The organism is Enterocloster aldenensis, assembly GCF_003434055.1.
In the GTDB taxonomy this organism is placed as follows: domain Bacteria; phylum Bacillota; class Clostridia; order Lachnospirales; family Lachnospiraceae; genus Enterocloster; species Enterocloster aldenensis.
Genome location: NZ_QVEX01000022.1, coordinates 45340 through 62050, shown reverse-complemented (window position 1 = coordinate 62050; position 16711 = coordinate 45340). Strand labels below are relative to the sequence as shown.

The following is a 16711-nucleotide window of genomic DNA, read 5'->3' as shown; positions in this document are numbered from 1 at the left end:
GTCATAATCCCCCCATTTTACACATACCCTAGAAGTAGCTGAAACGGCAGCTTCCCGTTTCGACTAAATGTGATGGGATCAGAGTGTGGAGGGGTTGTAGATGAACGAGAAGTACGTGGAAGCCTTAGAGCAATATGATATGGATATTTTATCAGTCAGGAAGGGCCGTGGTTCATGGATTTGTGAGACCAGGAACGGATGCAGGCTTTTAAAGGAATACCGTGGAACGGTCAAGCGTCTGGAATTCGAGGACGAGGTCTTAAGGATACTGGATACAAGAGGAAGCCTGCGGGCGGACCAGTACATCAGGAACCGGGAAGGCAGTCTTCTGACCGTGACCGGGGATGGGACCCGCTACATATTTAAGGACTGGTTCATGGACCGGGAATGCAACATCAAGGACGGCTTTGAAATCCGACAGGCATTGTCCCGCCTGGCTATGCTTCACAGTCAGTTAAGGGCAGTTGAGTTTAAAGAGGAATGGAGCATGGGCTCCAATCTTTGCGCGCCTTTGGAAGAAGAATTAGAGCGCCATAACAAGGAAATGCAGCGTACCCGCAACTATATCCGGGGAAAGCGCAAAAAATCCGATTTTGAGCTGTGTGTCATTGGAAATTACAATATGTTTTACGAGCAGGCCCAGGAGGCCGTGCATGGAATCAAAGGGCTGTGGTCGGAGGAATATGATCCAGCCTTTGAATATGACGCCCTGGAAGCAGCGGAAATACGGGAAATCGCCGCCAAAAGACAGCAGCGCGGTCCCGGTGGCGCCGATGACCACTCAGGAAAGCCCGTCTACCTGTGCCATGGAGACCTGGATCAGCACCATGTGCTGATGGGCAATGGCTATACGGCCATTATTGAATACAACCGGATGCACCTTGGGATCCAGGTATCGGACCTTTACCGTTTCATGCGCAAGGTCATGGAGAAACATGGCTGGAATATGGACCTGGGGCTGTCCATGCTGGACTCCTATGAGCGGGTCCTTCCCATGGACCGCCGGGAGCGGACCTGCCTGTACTACCTGTTCCTTTATCCTGAAAAATACTGGAAACAGCTGAACTTTTATTTTAATGCCAACAAGGCCTGGATACCGGAGCGCAATATCGACAAGCTTCGCGGCCTGGAGGAACAGCAGCAGCTGAGGAACAGCTTCCTGAGGCGGCTGAGGGCGGACTGTGGCGTTTAGGAGCGGATTGCTACGCTTAGGAGCGGGCTGCTGCGTTTAGGAGCGGGCTGCTGCGTTTAAGAGAGGACTGCTGCCTTCGGACAGACGCCTGTGGCGGCGCTGCGCGGCGAAAAATAATGAAGGCTTGTACTTCCTTTTTCTGGTTGGGTATAGTATAATCTTAATCAGGATATGCAGGCAGATTATGCATAGAATATCACATTCAGGAGGGAGTACAGAATGAAAGATTACATGAAGATATACCAGGAATGGTTATCAAACCCTTATTTTGACGAGGCCACAAAAGCTGAGCTTCGCGCCATAGAAGGCGACGAGAATGAGATTAAAGAGAGATTCTATATGGACCTGGAGTTCGGCACGGCCGGACTGCGCGGCGTAATCGGTGCCGGCATTAACCGCATGAATATTTATGTGGTAAGACGCGCTACACAGGGTCTTGCCAATTACATCATCAAACAGGGCGGCGCTGACAAGGGCGTTGCCATTGCGTATGACTCCCGCCATATGTCACCTGAATTTGCCATGGAAGCAGCCATGACCCTGGCAGCCAACGGAATCAAGGCATATAAGTTCGAGTCCCTGCGTCCCACTCCGGAGCTTTCCTTTGCAGTGCGTGAGCTGGGGTGCATTGCAGGAATTAATATCACGGCAAGCCATAACCCGCCGGAATACAACGGCTACAAGGTATACTGGGAGGACGGCGCCCAGTTCACCCCGCCCCATGACAAGGGCGTTACCGACGAGGTGCTGGCCATAGAGGATCTGTCCACGGTTAAGACCACGGACGAGGCCTCTGCACTGGCAGCAGGCAAATACGAAGTCATTGGCAAAGAAATCGACGATAAGTACATTGCCCAGGTAAAGGCCCAGGTTGTGAACCAGAAGGCCATTGACCAGATGCAGGACCAGATTACAATCGTTTACACACCGCTTCACGGAACCGGCAATATCCCGGCCAGAAGGGTGATGGAAGAGATTGGCTTTACCCACGTATATGTGGTTCCGGAGCAGGAACTGCCGGACGGCGGTTTCCCAACCGTAAGCTACCCCAACCCCGAGGCTGCAGAAGCATTTGAGCTTGGCCTCAAGCTGGCAAAGGAAAAGGATGCGGACCTGGTACTGGCAACCGACCCGGATGCAGACCGTCTGGGCGTATATGTAAAGGACCGCGCTTCAGGGGATTACATCCCTCTGACAGGCAACATGTCCGGTTCCCTTCTTTGTGAGTACGTGCTCAGCCAGAAGCAGGCGGCTGGCAGGATTCCTGCCGATGGACAGGTCATTAAGTCCATTGTATCCACCAACCTGATTGACGCGGTTGCAAAGGAATACGGCTGTGAGCTGATTGAAGTACTCACCGGCTTTAAGTGGATTGGACAGCAGGTGCTTAAGAATGAGAAGACCGGACACGGAACCTATCTCTTTGGAATGGAAGAGAGCTATGGCTGTCTGATTGGCACCTATGCCCGCGATAAGGATGCGATTTCCGCAACAGCAGCCCTCTGTGAGGCAGCTGCATACTATAAGCAGAAAGGCATGACGCTGTGGGATGCCATGGTTGCCATGTATGACAAATACGGTTACTATAAGGATGCGGTCAAGTCCATCGGCTTATCGGGAATCGAAGGCCTGGCCAAAATCCAGTCCATCATGGAGACCCTGCGCAGCAACACCCCGGCCCAGGTGGGAAGCTACCATGTGGTTTCTGCAAGGGATTACAAGCTGGATACCATTACGGACATGGCCACAGGAGAGGTGAAGCCTACGGGCCTCCCATCCTCCAACGTGCTTTATTATGACCTTAACGACGGCGCATGGATCTGTGTAAGGCCGTCCGGAACAGAACCCAAGATTAAGTTCTATTACGGAATCAAGGGAACTTCCATGGAAGATGCGGATGCCAAGGCAGAAAGCCTGGGAGCGGCAGTGATGGCCATGGTGGATAAGATGATGTAAGACAATATCATGACGGATATAGGAAGGGATGCCTGGCGGCAATGACTGCCGGGCATCCCTTCCTTCAGCAATAAAAGCATATGGTACACCGCTGTTCCGGCAGACTGCCCGGACGGCGGCGGTTGAATCTGTAAAAACCTGAATCTGTAAAACCTATTTCTTCCGGTCGGCAATCTCCCTCAGTTCCTTCAGGGCCTCTGCAAACCGGGAAGAAGACGCGGTGGGATTGCCTTTCAGCAGGCTGCGCCTGTAATATCCCATGCGGCTGGACAGGCTGTGCCGCTTTTCCGTAATGGCAGACAGGCGTCTGGATAAAGCAGCTATGCGCTCGCGGCGTTCCGCCGCAAAGGCGTGTCTGGCCGATTCCTCATCCCAGCCGCAACCGTCCGTGCCTGCTTTCCTGTCCCGGCAGCCTCCGTCTGTGCCCGCTTCCTCTCTTAGGCCGCCTTCTTTCCCTGCCTCGTCCAGTCCGGACATATCCTTCTGCCCCAAAGTGGCGCTGACACGCGCGGCTGCATCTTCAGTCAGTTCGGCCAGCCGTTCCGCTGTCCGGGCCACCTTATCAGCGGTCCCTTCCACCAGCACGCCCACGCGTTCAGCGGTATCTTCCATCAGGTCTCCCATGCGTTCCACGGTATTTTCCACAATCACATTCAGGCGTTCCGCAGCCCCTTCTTTCAGCGCGGATGTGCGGGAAGCAGCCTCTGACCTGACCTGCCCCAGTTTCTGGGACGCTTCCTCCCTGGCCTCCTCCATCCTCTGTACTGTCTCAGCCTTTAAAAGCGCCATCTGCACCTGGATGTCATCCAGTTCCGCCCGCATATTGGTCATGGCGTCCAGTACCTTGGCCAGGTCCAGGGCGGCCTTTACGGATTCGGCGGTATCAGCTGCAAACAGCAGGGACACCACAATGACGCATACCAGATCCACCATCAGCGGAAGTCCCAGGACATACCGCTCAATGGGCCGGTGGATGACTTCTGTGAGAAGGATGGTAAGGAATCCCCAGGCAATGGAAGAACTCAGGCAGATATAGCCCTTTACATTGAAACGCTGGTTGCTGTAATCCCAGTATTTCATCTTAAACAGCCTTTCCATGCCCCATCCCGTCACATACTCTAAAACAGTGGCAGCCACCACGCCGGAGACATACACAAGGAACAGGTTATCCTTGACCGGCAGGGATACCCACAGCATCATAACGGCCCCTGTGCCGTAGAGCGGAAGCAGGGGAAGGCGGAGGAACCCCCTGTTCACAAACTGCCTTTTTTTAAGGGATACATAGGTGGACTCAAAAATCCACCCAAAGAAACAATATATAAAGAAAAAAGTAAGCCACTGGTACCACGAATACTCATACATATAAACTCATCCTTTGCTCTGCTTTATGACTCTAATCATACTGGGTTTTGCCGGAAAATGCAATCTACCATGTGACAATTTTGTCAATCAGCACCCTTTGCTCGTCCGAAGAGCGGGTCAGGTAGATGCGCGTGGTTTCAATGCTTTCATGCCCCATAAGGTCGGCCAGAAGTGAAATATCGTTGAATTTGGACAGGAAGTTCTTGGCAAAACGGTGGCGGAAGCTGTGGGGATAGACCGTATCAGGGCTGATGCGGTAATGTCTGGCAAGGACCTTTAGCTGGCTGCTGATTCCCCGCGGCGTAATCTGCTTCCCCTGCCGGTTGGTGAACACGAACCCGGACCGTATGCCGCGCAGCGCCAGCCAGGACAGCATTTCCCCGCAGAGTTTTTCCGGAAAATAGATGCGCCGCACCTTGCCGCCCTTGGAATACAGGTCCATGCAGCCGATCTGTATGTGTTCGGCCTTAATCTGTATCAGTTCGCTGACCCGGGCGCCTGTAGCCCCCAGGAACCGCACCACAAAATACCAGAACATGTTGCCGTCCCGTTTCAGGCAACGTTTCAGGCGCTCATAATCCCGTTTGGAGATAATATTATCGAGGAACGGTTTTTGCTGATGCTTTACAGCGGGCAGCTTGTACGGGGAAAGGAGGGAAATGCTGCTGCTTTCACTGTCTTTTCCCGCCGCATCCTGCAGCGCGATTACATACTGGTTAATGCCATAAATCCGGGTATTGACCGTATTCGGCTTATAATGCTCCATCAGCCATACCTTATACGCCTGCAGGTATTCCACCGTCACATCCTGGTACAGGGAGTGGTAATGGCGCACCGATGTCAGATAGGAGTCAATGGTATTTTCCGCGGAACCGCGTTTCTGGAGGAAATCACGGAAATACTCTAAGTTTGCCTGGAATTCGCAGGTATTATTCATCATTTGTCCTTCTATGGAATCCATGTCATTTTCCCTCCTTCCCAATCACCAGTCAACCACCTTATTAATGATCCGGTACTGCTCGCTGCTGCTGCGCCTCAGGTATATCCTGGTGGTCTCGATGCTTTCATGCCCCAGAAGGTCGGAAAGCAGGGTGATGTCGCCGCATTTTTCAATAAAATTCTTGGCAAACCTGTGCCTGAAGCTGTGGGGATACATGACCTCCGGGTCCAGATGGTAGCGGGCCGCAAACACCTTGAACTGGGCCCTTATGCCTGATGGGGAAAGGGGTGAACCGAAACGGTTCAGGAACAGGTGCCCGCTTTTGCGCCCGATGTGCAGGAACCATTGTTTGAATTCCCGGCCCAGCTGGCTGGGGACATAGATGCGCCTCATCTTGTTGCCCTTGGAATAAATATCCTTATGCCCCCTGTCAATGTCCTCAATCTGAAATGTAATCAGCTCGCTGACCCGCACCCCGGTTGCCGTTATCAGGCGCACAATGAAATAGTAGGTGAACTCCTCGTTTTCAACCAGCTTCCGTTTCAGATATTCATAGTCGGCCTGGCTGATGATTTTGTCCAGATACGTCTTCTGCTGTATCTTAATCATGGTAATGGGAGTAATGGATGCCTGCCGGTATTCCATGAAACAATTAAGGGCGCGGATCCGCAGGTTCACGGTCTGGGGCTTATAATGCTCCAGGAGATAGACCTTGTAAAGCTGCAGGTTGCGCGGGGTGAGCTGCGGATAAAGATGGTAGAACTGTTCCACCGCATAGCGGTACACACAGATTGTATTCGGCGATTTGTTGTGCGCGGCCAGATACTTCTCAAACAGGTCCAGCGCATGGTTCGGCTGTAGTTTCGGTGTAGCTGTCATGTTTTAATCCTCCTCTTTAGTGGTTAAATTTTCCATTTTCAATAGTAATTTATATCTTCGGAAAATGTAAGAGGTGGGGGGATGGGTTGCAGATGAAAAGAAGGCGGATATTTTCCATTTGCCTCCGTCATGGCAGGGGACAGCAAAAAAGAACGCCTTTCTGTGTCGCCACAGCCAGCGTTCTTTTTTGTTTTTTTTGCATGGCCCGAGGCCAGCGTGGGAATGGTAGGTATATAAAAAAAGAAAATGTTATTAGGGGGGCCGGACGAATTGCTTCGTCCGGTATGAGTATGAAAAAGCTTTGTGATTTCAAGTAATCACTTGAAACAAAGGCCTCGTCCACCTCTCGGTGAACTTGATATAATCATAAGCAATAATTGTGACAAAAATATGTCCGCATCATAAAAAAAACCTAAAGAAAATAAAAAAGAAAAAAACCCTTTGAAAACTTTACAATATTGTATATAATAGAAGCAATGCTATAAAAGCAAAACAGAACAAGCAGCCAGATTTTAGGAGTAATAGAAGCAGCCGTTCCGGGAAAACAGGTTCCATAAGCCTGCGTGCCGGCATGGACAGCGAGGAGGAATTATCTATATGTTTTCGATGATGTCCAATGATATTGGAATTGATTTAGGGACAGCCAGCATCCTTGTATATATTAAGGGCAAGGGTGTCGTATTAAAGGAACCGTCCGTTGTGGCCATTGACCGTGACACCAACAAGATCATGGCAATCGGCGAAGAGGCACGTCTCATGATTGGACGTACCCCGGGCAACATTGTTGCCGTGCGCCCTCTGCGCCAGGGCGTTATTTCAGATTATACCATTACAGAGAAAATGTTAAAATACTTTATCAGCAAGGCAGTGGGCAAGAAGACGCTGCGCAAGCCAAGAATCAGTGTCTGCATCCCCAGCGGCGCAACTGAAGTTGAGAAAAAGGCAGTGGAGGATGCAACCTACCAGGCAGGCGCCCGTGAGGTTGCCATCATCGAGGAGCCGGTAGCAGCGGCCATCGGCGCAGGGATTGACATCGGCAAGGCCTGCGGCAACATGATAGTGGATATCGGCGGCGGTACGGCCGATATCGCGGTCATTTCCCTGGGCGGCCCGGTTGTGAGCACATCCATCAAGATTGCCGGAGATGACTTTGACGAGGCCCTGGTGCGCTACATGAGGAAAAAGCACAACCTTCTTATCGGTGAGCGTACTGCTGAGGAAATTAAGATTAACATCGGCGCCGCATACCGCAGGCCCGAAGTCCTTACCATGGAGGTAAGGGGACGCAATCTGGTAACAGGCCTTCCAAAGACCATTGTGGTTACCTCGGACGAGACACTGGAAGCCCTTCGCGAACCGGCCCTTCAGATAGTGGATGCGGTGCACAACGTGCTGGAGCGCACCCCGCCTGAACTGGCGGCCGATATCTTTGACAGGGGCATTGTCATGACAGGAGGCGGTTCCCTGCTCAGCGGCCTGGACGCCCTGATTGAGGAGAAGACAGGCATTACCACCATGATTGCAGAAGATCCCCTGACAGCGGTGGCAATTGGAACAGGTAAGTTCATTGAATTTGCCCACGGAATGAATATGATGATGGAAGCATCCATGGGCGGAAGCAGCAGAGAAGACTATTAAGAATCAGAACCCGGACATGCATTTCGTTCCGGGTTCTTTCGGTTGAAAATATGGCAACGATTACAGGATTCATAGAGCGGATTAAGTTCCGCAACGAGGACAACGGATACACTGTCTTAAGCGTCACGGACCAGAATGACGGCGATGAGGTCATCATGGTGGGAACCCTGGCCTATGCGGCAGAGGGCGACATGATAGAAGCCAGCGGCCATATGACAGAACATCCCGTGTACGGCGAACAGCTCCAGATAGAGAGCTACGAAATGAAAACACCCCAGGACGAGCTGTCCATGGAACGGTATTTGGGCTCCGGTGCAATCAAAGGCATCGGGGCCGCTTTGGCTGCCAGGATTGTGCGCCACTTTAAGGCAGATACCTTCCGGGTCATGGAGGAAGAGCCGGAACGCCTGTCAGAGGTCAAGGGCATCAGCGAAAAGATGGCCATGGCCATTGCGGAGCAGGTGGAGGACAAGAAAGACATGCGCCAGGCCATGATGTTCCTTCAGAACTACGGCATAACCATGAACCTGGCAGCCAAGATATATCAGCAGTACGGACCCTCCCTCTACGGAATCATCCGGGAAAATCCCTACCGCCTGGCCGACGACATCCCCGGGGTGGGATTCAAGATGGCTGACGAGATAGCGGAGCGGGTAGGCATTTTCACGGATTCCGACTACCGCATCAAGGCCGGTATCCTGTACACCCTTCTCCAGGCCACGGGGAACGGCCACACATACCTTCCCCAGACAGAGCTGTTTGCCCAGGCATCCGAGCTCCTGAAGGTGGAGCCCTCATCCATGGAAAAGCACCTGATGGATATGCAGATTGACCGCAGGGTGGTTGTGAAGCAGTCAGAACAGGGGCCGGTCATCTATTCCTCACAGTACTACTACCTGGAACTGAACGCTGCCAGGATGCTTCATGACCTGAACATCAAGGGCGACACGCCTGAGACAGAGATAAAGGAAAACTTGAAGAAGGTCCAGGAAATCCAGGCGCAGGAGGCCCGCCAGACCCAGGCCCGTCAGGCCCGAAACCGGGAAAATCAGACTCAGGCAGATCAGAGCCTGGCAAATCAGGCTCAGGAAAAACAGGATAATGAGCTCCAGAGCCAGGATTCAATCCGTCTGGACAGCCTTCAGGAAAAGGCCGTCTACGAAGCTGTCAACAGCGGGCTTTTAGTCATCACGGGCGGACCCGGCACCGGTAAGACCACCACCATCAACACCATTATCCGGTATTTTGAGATGGAGGGCATGGAAATACTCCTTGCAGCGCCAACGGGCCGGGCCGCCAAGCGCATGACAGAAGCCACGGGCTATGAGGCCAGGACCATACACCGTATGCTGGAACTGGTGCCCTCAGGCGCACCTGGCGGGGACAGCGACAAATCTGGATTGGGCGCCTCCGGCATGCATTTTGACAGGAATGAGGAAAATCCTCTGGACGCGGACGTAATCATCATTGATGAGATGTCCATGGTGGACATAAGCCTGATGCATTCCCTGCTGCGGGCCGTCAATGTGGGCACCCGTCTGATCCTGGTCGGGGACGTGGACCAGCTTCCAAGCGTTGGTCCGGGCAACGTGCTTCGGGACATCATAGATTCCGGCTGCTTCAATGTGGTGAAGCTGACTAATATTTTCCGCCAGGCAGCCCAAAGCGATATTGTGGTCAACGCCCATAAAATCAATGCAGGAGAACGGGTGGACCTGGCAAAGCGCAGCAATGACTTCCTGTTCATCCGCCGGGATAACCCGGACGCGGTCATAAGCGCCGCCATCACGCTGATCCAGCAGAAGCTGCCGGGTTATGTCCATGCCCAGCCATTTGACATACAGGTCATGACCCCCATGCGCAAAGGCGCCCTTGGCGTGGAGCGGCTGAACCAGGTGCTCCAGAACTACCTGAACCCCCCGGACAAGTCAAAGAAGGAAAGGGAGGCGGGCGGGATCATTTACCGCGTTGGCGACAAGGTAATGCAGATAAAGAACAACTACCAGATGGAGTGGGAGGTCTGCAACCAATACGGCATACCCACGGACCGCGGCGCCGGAATCTTTAACGGGGACGTTGGGATCATCCGGGAGATTAACGAATACGCGGAACTTCTCACCGTGGAGTTTGACGAGGGCAAGAAGATAGAATACAGCTTTAAGCAGCTGGAAGAGCTGGAACTGGCTTACGCCATCACCATCCACAAATCCCAGGGAAGCGAGTATCCGGCTGTCATCATTCCCATGTACAACGGACCCAGGATGCTCATGACCCGCAACCTCATCTACACGGCCGTGACCCGGGCCCGGGCCTGCGTATGCCTGGTGGGCCAGCCGGACGCCTTTTACACCATGGCGGCCAATTGCGTTGAGCAGAAGCGGTATTCCGGGCTGAAGGTGCGGATCAGGGAGATTTATGAGCTGGAAGGCTAGTGCTCCCCCATAGTACCCCGCGTCTGGATATGGACAAATTACCTCCGGAACATATTGCCACAAATGTACATATGGGCCGGGACCGATTCAAAAACATTGTAAATACGTGATTTTTATGGAAACCGCGGACAAAGTCAGGATACGGCTGGCAATGCCCGTGGTTTTCTTCCTGTTGACACGGGGAACCCCCCAATTTATATTGAAACTATCTTATTGGCATAACGTGGTTGTTACCGCGTTATTGAGGCGGCTCGGTATGGGCTGCGGACCGTGACAGGAGGTCATGTATGAAGAGAAGGATTGGTTTTATCGGCGTGGGCAATATGGGAAAGGGAATCTGCCATAATGTAATCCTGGCAGGCCATGAGGTCAGTGTATTTGATGTGGACAAAGAGTGCGCAGAACGGTTCAGGGGGCAGGCGCATATATGCGGTACCCTGGAAGAAGTATGTACCGGCAGTAACGTACTGTTCCTGTCCCTCCCGAACTCAGACACAGTGGAGAAAGTGATGGACACCGTGTTCTCCCTGGGGGTTAAGGGGAAGCTTGTCATTGACCTGTCCACCAGCAACCCGGTTTCTACCCGGAAACTATATGGCAGGATGAAGGCCCTGGGAGGTGATTTTGTGGACTCCCCGCTGATTGCAGGCCCACAGGATGCCTGGGACAAGACCCTTACAGCCGTGGTGGCCGGCGATAAAGAAGTGATAGGGTCATATGATGACCTGTTCCTCTCATATTGCAGATCCTATGATTACGTGGGTGATAGTGGAAACGGCCATCTTGTCAAACTGGCACAGAACTGGGCAGGTCTTTTGCAGGCGGTCCTGTATGCCCAGCTGTATCCTGTCATGAACCGTTATGGCCTGGAGCCGGAAAAGCTGTATGATATACTTAACACGGAGTTTTTTGATAACTGGTTCTTTCAGTTTTACAGCAAAAAGTATGTAAATAAGACATACAGCCTGGATTTTTCCCTTGAACTCGGTCTTAAGGATCTGATGTATATGAAGAAGCTCTGTGATGAAATCGGGGTTCCCGGATTCATGCTGGATGGGGCAATCGATCTGTGCCGCATTGCCTTAAAGGAAAAAAGGGATAAAAACGAAGTAAAGGACATGTCCAGTATAGCGGATACAATGTACAGACTAACGGAAAACTGAAGACATGGGAGAAGAAGGCCTGGAGGGATCCAGGCCTTCTTTGCTGTCCGGCCCCAATGGAAATATATACCATACAACCCCGGGAGCTGGTTGGTAGTATAATCATTTCAAGGGTAAATGCTTAAAATTATCATAATAATCTGCCATATACTTATCCATTATCAAAAAATAACTGTGTTAAACTTCAATTAGAAAGGAAAATAAGAGCGTGAACAAAACAAAGAGGCAAAAATTAATTATAAAAATCTTAGCTGACTCTGACACCGCCCTCACGTGCGGAAAACTGGCCAGGCTGCTGGATACCTCTGAAAATACCATCAGGAATGACCTGGACGACATAGAAAGGCTGCTCAGGGAATCCGGTGCAGGTGAGGTCGGCCGCAAGCCCGGGGTAGGCATCTGTCTTGTGCTGCGTAACCAGGCATTCCTTCAAATGGATGCACAGGAACTGGGAGGTGAGGATGACCGGAAATTTTATATGCTGAGGCGTATTCTCTGCACAGGGCCGGGCCATGTGCTTACGGAAACCAGGCTGTCGGAGGAGTTATTTGTAAGCAGGAGTTCCATTAGCAGGGAGCTGGACGCAATCATACCATGGCTGGGCAATTATAATCTTCAGGTTGAAAAGAGGAGGAATCACGGCATCAGCCTCAACGGAAAGGAATTTGACAAGAGAAGGGCCATTGCAGAACTCTTTTTTGCAAAGGAGGCCCATGCCGGATCTGACTATGCCAGACAGATACCTGACCTGAGCGGGTATCAGAAGGAAATGCTCCATACCATTATCCCGGATACGGACACTGCATCCGTCAAAAGCTTTATCCGTGCCCTTGAAAAAAAGCACGATTCCATCCAGACACACCGGGATTACGTGACATTATTCCTACATATTGCCCTTTCCCTGCACCGGAGTAAAAACGGCTGCACGGTGGGTTTTACGGAAACTGATGACTTTATCCTAAAGGCGGCGTCGGCCGGCGGGTACAGGGAAGAGATAGACCGGTGTTTCCAGGATAAAATGGGATACAGACCCAAAGAAAGCGAAAGGGATTATATCTTTTTATATGTCATCTTCTCCGGCATATTCAGAAATGCCGGCATGGACTATATAAGGAACGGTATCCTTGAATCCGCCCGGTTCGCAAGCTTTGTCCACGAGTTCCTGGAAATGGTTAACAGCGTTCTTGGAATCAGTATACCCCAGGACGGGCATCTGTACGAAAGCCTCAAATACCATCTGTCCGATATGATCTGCCGGATGAAGATAGGGATGACAATCAGGAACCCGCTGCTTCGTGAGATTAAGGATAAATATCCCAGTGTGTTCGGCGCTTCCTGGGCCTTCAGCATCCTGTTTGAAAAATACTTCGGGCTTATGGTCAATGACAACGAGATTGCATATATAGCCACCTATCTTCTGACAGCCAGGGAGCAGCTGAATTACTATACCGTGACAGCATGTATCGTGTGTAACTATGGCGTCAGTGTTGCACAGCTTATCTGTGAGAAATTAAAATACCGTTTTCCCAATATCCATGTGACGGATGTCCTGTCCTATGAAAAATTCCGGCAGATCTGCCAGGACGGAGGCGGGAGCTGGGAAATGGTAATATCCACAATCGGCCCGCTGGAGGAAAGGCAGCCTGTTGTCTGCGTGAGCCCCATTCTGACAGAGGAAGATGAAAAGTCCATAGAAAAGCTGGTAAAAACAGTTTCCAGGAAACTGCATCAGAGAAAGGAGGCGGTGGACGGCAAGAAGAGGCGGTTATGTGTGCCGGGACTGGTGGCATTTGGCTGCAGCGCTGTTGATAAGATGGAGGCAATCAGGCTTGGATCCGACATGCTTAAAAAACTGGGATATGTGACGGACGGGTTTGTGGATTCTGTAATAAAAAGGGAAATGGCAGTATCCACCGAAGTGGGATTCGGCTTTGCCATTCCCCATGGAAGCCCGAAGGATGTGCGGCATTCAGGGATTGCAGTGGTGCGCCTGGACAAAGCGGTATTGTGGCATTCCGGGGAGGAAGTGGACACTATTTTCCTGATAGCGGCCTGTACGGATAAAAGACCGCAGGACATGGATGAATTAAAAGGGTTTTACAAATTACTGGCAGTACTGTTAGATGAAGAGGAACCGAGGAAACGGTTCAAAAGCCTTAATAAGGCCCAGGACATATGTAATTATATCAACGGTAAGCACACTGTCGGACAATCATGACACGGGGAGTAAAATACATGAATTTATCAGAAATTTTTAACGAAAATGCAATTGCAGTGGATATTCCGGCCGACTCAAAGATGAAAGCGCTGGAATACCTGACAGATCTGCTGTACAAAGACCAGGCCATAGGGGACGAATCTGAATTCCTCAAGGATGTCCTCATAAGGGAAGGGGAAGGCCAGACCGGCATAGGGGACGGGATTGCCATACCCCATGGAAAATCGGGAACCGTCAGAAAGGATTGTATTGCATTTGGGAAACTGAAGCAGCCGGTAACATGGGAATCAGTGGACGGGAAGCCTGTTTCAGTCATTTTCCTGTTTGCTGTCAACAAGACTACAGATGCGGACAATCACCTGCGGATGATGGCAATGGTTGCCAGGTCCCTGGCAGATGAGGAAATCTGCCGCCGTATCAAGGAAGTGGCAACAAAGGAAGATGTATTTGCAGTCATCAACGAGATAACGGCAGCAATGGGAATCCCAGCAGTAAATTAATCTGCCATATCAACGAGAGGAGGGATTATATGAAGATTGTGGGTGTAACTGCCTGTACGGCTGGAATTGCGCACACGTACCTGGTAAAAGAAAAGCTGGTAAAAGCAGCCAGGGACCTGGGACATGAGATAAAAATAGAGACACAGGGAAGCATTGGGACGGAATGTGAACTGACTGCCGAAGACGTGGCCGGGGCGGATGTGGTGCTCATATCCGCTGACATACTTATCTCAGGCCGGGAGCGTTTTAAGGGAAAGAAAATCGTGGAGCTGCCCATGAAAGTAGTCCTCAATTCACCAAAAGGGGTTTTGAATAAAATTGAGGAGAAGCTGAAAGGGGCAGAATAGGTGCAGCGGGGTAAAAGCAGCAGAGTAAAGGGAGCAGGGTAAAAGCAGTAGAGTAAGGGCAGCGGAGTAAGGACAGCAGAGTAAAGGCAGCAGAGTAAAAGTAACAGAGCGAATGCAGAGGGGGATATATATGGATTGGAAAAAAATGCAGTTAAAGAGACATGCCCTGACAGGGATATCTTACATGATACCGGTGGTTGTGGCCGGAGGGCTGTGTATGGGGCTGGCAAAGGTATTTGGCGGCTGGGATATTGCGGCCGGGACATTTGCAGCCATCCTGGACCAGATTGGGGGAGCTGCCATTGGCTTTACGGTGCCGGTAATCACGGCAGGCATCGCATATTCAGTCGCGGGAAGACCAGGCATTGCGCCGGGGCTTGCCATAGGAACCCTGGCTAATTCCATGGGAGCCGGTTTCCTGGGAGGACTCATAGGCGGGTTCCTGACAGGATACATAACATTGCTGATTAAGAAAAAGATAAAACTTCCCCAGGCCATGATCGGACTTATGCCGGTACTGGTCATACCACTGCTGGCCACCCTGGCGTCCGGCCTTATATTCGTTTGCATACTGGGCAGTTTTGTCTCCATGATAAATGGCGCCATAACCGCGTTCCTGTTAAGCATGAGTGATTCATCCGGCCTTATCCTGGGCGGACTTCTGGGGCTGATGCGTATTGATATGGGAGGACCGTGTGCCCAGGCAGCCTATGCATTCAGCAGTTCCATGATTGCCAATGGCGTCTATGGCCCTATGTCAGCCACACTGGTAAGCGGAATGACACCTCCCGTGGGTGTGGGCCTTGCTGTGCTGATTGCCAGAAAACGGTTTACAGGGGCAGAGTATCAGGCAGCCAAGACCGCAATCCCCCTTGGCTTATGTTTTATCACGGAGGGTGTGTTCCCCTTTGTGGCATCCGACCCTGTAAGGACCATTATTTCCTGTACGGCAGGTTCTGCTGTCTCAGGGGCCCTGGCCGTATTCTTTGGATGTGAGATGCCCATACCACATGGCGGGGTATTTGCCATTCCATTCTGCAACAAACCCCTTATGTTCATACTGGCATTCATAATAGGGTGTCTGGTAACTGCCCTGCTGCTGATTGTCATGAAACCAAAAACTGCTTCTGACGCAGATGATATTGAACAGGAGCTCACTGCGGACATAGAGTTTTCATAACAAGGGGGAAATAATCATATGCTGGTTTCAATGAAGGAAATATTGGCGGAGGCCCGGAACGGGAAGTACGGCGTGGCGGCCCCCAATGTGATAAATGAGGATACCGCCAGGGTCTGCATCGAGGCTGCAGTAGAAATGAGGGCGCCCCTTATCCTGGATTTTGCCTATCAGTTCCATCCGGATATCGTATCCCTTGGGAAGATAATCTGCATGCTGGCCCAGACCGCAACCGTGCCCATCGCAGTCAACCTGGACCATGGCGCTTCATTTGAACAGGCCATATGGGCCATACGGGCAGGCTTCACCTCCATCATGGTGGACCGCAGCAGCGCGCCCTATGAAGACAATATCCGGGACACGGCTGAACTTGTAAAAATTGCCCATGCGGTGGGGGTGAGCGTGGAAGCAGAACTGGGTCATGTGGGCGACGGTGAACATTATGCCCAGGACAGGGAACCAGGTCTTACGGATCCGGCCAAGGCACGTGAATATGCGGACAGGACGGGCATAGACTGCCTGGCCGTTGCCATCGGGACAGCCCACGGGGCATACAGCGGGGAACCCCATCTTGACTTTGGACGTCTGGAAGCCATAGGCCGGGAAGTGGACATCCCGCTGGTCCTGCACGGCGGCAGCGGTTCCGGGAATGACAACCTGGTAAAAGCCATCCAATGCGGCATAACAAAGATAAACATAGCAACAGACCTGTTCGTGGCAGGCGTTGCAGCCGGCGCCCAGGAAGGACCGCCCTACATGATATATCACCGTATCAGGGAAGGGTATAAGCAGCGTCTGAAAGGATATATGGAGCTGTTCGGACAAAGCGGCCGGGCAGGATGAAGGGACAGGATGGATGGACAGAGGATGAGGGAAGGTTTCCGGGACAATGAATCCCGGAAACCTT

13 protein-coding genes are annotated in these 16711 nt (G+C 51.7%); 10 read left to right on the top strand and 3 right to left on the bottom strand.

What is annotated here, in order from left to right:
- Positions 1 to 100: 100 nt before the first annotated feature.
- Positions 101 to 1192: a protein kinase family protein gene (locus DWX59_RS25755; RefSeq protein WP_117563018.1), complete on the top strand. Its 1092-nt coding sequence runs from the start codon at positions 101 to 103 to the stop codon at positions 1190 to 1192.
- Positions 1193 to 1411: 219 nt separating this feature from the next.
- Positions 1412 to 3148, top strand: a complete 1737-nt coding sequence (locus tag DWX59_RS25750) for a phospho-sugar mutase (RefSeq protein WP_117563017.1) — start codon at positions 1412 to 1414, stop codon at positions 3146 to 3148.
- Between the two features lie 153 nt (positions 3149 to 3301).
- Here the strand turns inward: DWX59_RS25750 and DWX59_RS25745 are convergent, their stop codons facing one another.
- The 3 genes from DWX59_RS25745 to DWX59_RS25735 form a co-directional block, all read right to left on the bottom strand.
- Positions 3302 to 4510: a putative ABC transporter permease gene (locus tag DWX59_RS25745; protein ID WP_117563016.1), complete on the bottom strand. Its 1209-nt coding sequence runs from the start codon at positions 4508 to 4510 to the stop codon at positions 3302 to 3304.
- Between the two features lie 64 nt (positions 4511 to 4574).
- Positions 4575 to 5447, bottom strand: coding sequence for a tyrosine-type recombinase/integrase (locus DWX59_RS25740; protein WP_117563032.1), 873 nt, complete (start codon positions 5445 to 5447; stop codon positions 4575 to 4577).
- 45 nt (positions 5448 to 5492) lie between these two features.
- Positions 5493 to 6329 carry a tyrosine-type recombinase/integrase gene (locus DWX59_RS25735; protein WP_117563015.1) on the bottom strand — a complete coding sequence of 279 codons (837 nt, stop codon included), beginning with the start codon at positions 6327 to 6329 and terminating at the stop codon, positions 5493 to 5495.
- A gap of 597 nt (positions 6330 to 6926) precedes the next feature.
- On the opposite strand from DWX59_RS25735, the gene mreB reads away from it, so the two are divergent.
- The 8 genes from mreB (at position 6927) to DWX59_RS25695 (ending at position 16647) form a co-directional block, all read left to right on the top strand.
- The gene (gene mreB, locus DWX59_RS25730; RefSeq protein WP_008726208.1) at positions 6927 to 7967 is read left to right on the top strand and encodes a rod shape-determining protein; all 1041 of its coding nucleotides are present in this window, start codon (positions 6927 to 6929) and stop codon (positions 7965 to 7967) included.
- 50 nt (positions 7968 to 8017) lie between these two features.
- Positions 8018 to 10399 carry an SF1B family DNA helicase RecD2 gene (gene recD2, locus DWX59_RS25725; protein WP_117563014.1) on the top strand — a complete coding sequence of 794 codons (2382 nt, stop codon included), beginning with the start codon at positions 8018 to 8020 and terminating at the stop codon, positions 10397 to 10399.
- 287 nt (positions 10400 to 10686) lie between these two features.
- Positions 10687 to 11562, top strand: coding sequence for an NAD(P)-dependent oxidoreductase (locus DWX59_RS25720; RefSeq protein WP_117563013.1), 876 nt, complete (start codon positions 10687 to 10689; stop codon positions 11560 to 11562).
- Positions 11563 to 11770: 208 nt separating this feature from the next.
- Positions 11771 to 13780 (top strand): BglG family transcription antiterminator, encoded by a 2010-nt coding sequence (locus DWX59_RS25715; protein ID WP_117563012.1) that lies wholly within the window; start codon positions 11771 to 11773, stop codon positions 13778 to 13780.
- Positions 13781 to 13797: 17 nt separating this feature from the next.
- On the top strand, positions 13798 to 14280 hold the full coding sequence (locus DWX59_RS25710; protein WP_117563011.1) for a PTS sugar transporter subunit IIA: 483 nt from the start codon (positions 13798 to 13800) through the stop codon (positions 14278 to 14280).
- Between the two features lie 29 nt (positions 14281 to 14309).
- The gene (locus DWX59_RS25705) at positions 14310 to 14627 is read left to right on the top strand and encodes a PTS fructose transporter subunit IIB (RefSeq protein ID WP_117563010.1); all 318 of its coding nucleotides are present in this window, start codon (positions 14310 to 14312) and stop codon (positions 14625 to 14627) included.
- Positions 14628 to 14757: 130 nt separating this feature from the next.
- Complete coding sequence (locus DWX59_RS25700) at positions 14758 to 15807, top strand: PTS fructose transporter subunit IIC (protein ID WP_227116438.1); 1050 nt, start codon at positions 14758 to 14760, stop codon at positions 15805 to 15807.
- 18 nt (positions 15808 to 15825) lie between these two features.
- On the top strand, positions 15826 to 16647 hold the full coding sequence (locus DWX59_RS25695) for a class II fructose-bisphosphate aldolase (protein ID WP_117563008.1): 822 nt from the start codon (positions 15826 to 15828) through the stop codon (positions 16645 to 16647).
- The last annotated feature ends 64 nt before the right edge of the window (positions 16648 to 16711 follow it).

What these genes read in the sequence shown, in the direction of transcription:
- DWX59_RS25740 (WP_117563032.1), bottom strand. Translation starts at nt 5,447, where the DNA reads ATGAATAATACCTGCGAATTCCAGGCAAACTTAGAGTATTTCCGTGAT.
- DWX59_RS25745 (WP_117563016.1), bottom strand. Translation starts at nt 4,510, where the DNA reads ATGTATGAGTATTCGTGGTACCAGTGGCTTACTTTTTTCTTTATATAT.
- mreB (WP_008726208.1), top strand. Translation starts at nt 6,927, where the DNA reads ATGTTTTCGATGATGTCCAATGATATTGGAATTGATTTAGGGACAGCC.
- DWX59_RS25710 (WP_117563011.1), top strand. Translation starts at nt 13,798, where the DNA reads ATGAATTTATCAGAAATTTTTAACGAAAATGCAATTGCAGTGGATATT.
- DWX59_RS25720 (WP_117563013.1), top strand. Translation starts at nt 10,687, where the DNA reads ATGAAGAGAAGGATTGGTTTTATCGGCGTGGGCAATATGGGAAAGGGA.
- DWX59_RS25700 (WP_227116438.1), top strand. Translation starts at nt 14,758, where the DNA reads ATGGATTGGAAAAAAATGCAGTTAAAGAGACATGCCCTGACAGGGATA.
- DWX59_RS25705 (WP_117563010.1), top strand. Translation starts at nt 14,310, where the DNA reads ATGAAGATTGTGGGTGTAACTGCCTGTACGGCTGGAATTGCGCACACG.
- DWX59_RS25735 (WP_117563015.1), bottom strand. Translation starts at nt 6,329, where the DNA reads ATGACAGCTACACCGAAACTACAGCCGAACCATGCGCTGGACCTGTTT.
- DWX59_RS25695 (WP_117563008.1), top strand. Translation starts at nt 15,826, where the DNA reads ATGCTGGTTTCAATGAAGGAAATATTGGCGGAGGCCCGGAACGGGAAG.
- DWX59_RS25750 (WP_117563017.1), top strand. Translation starts at nt 1,412, where the DNA reads ATGAAAGATTACATGAAGATATACCAGGAATGGTTATCAAACCCTTAT.
- DWX59_RS25755 (WP_117563018.1), top strand. Translation starts at nt 101, where the DNA reads ATGAACGAGAAGTACGTGGAAGCCTTAGAGCAATATGATATGGATATT.
- recD2 (WP_117563014.1), top strand. Translation starts at nt 8,018, where the DNA reads ATGGCAACGATTACAGGATTCATAGAGCGGATTAAGTTCCGCAACGAG.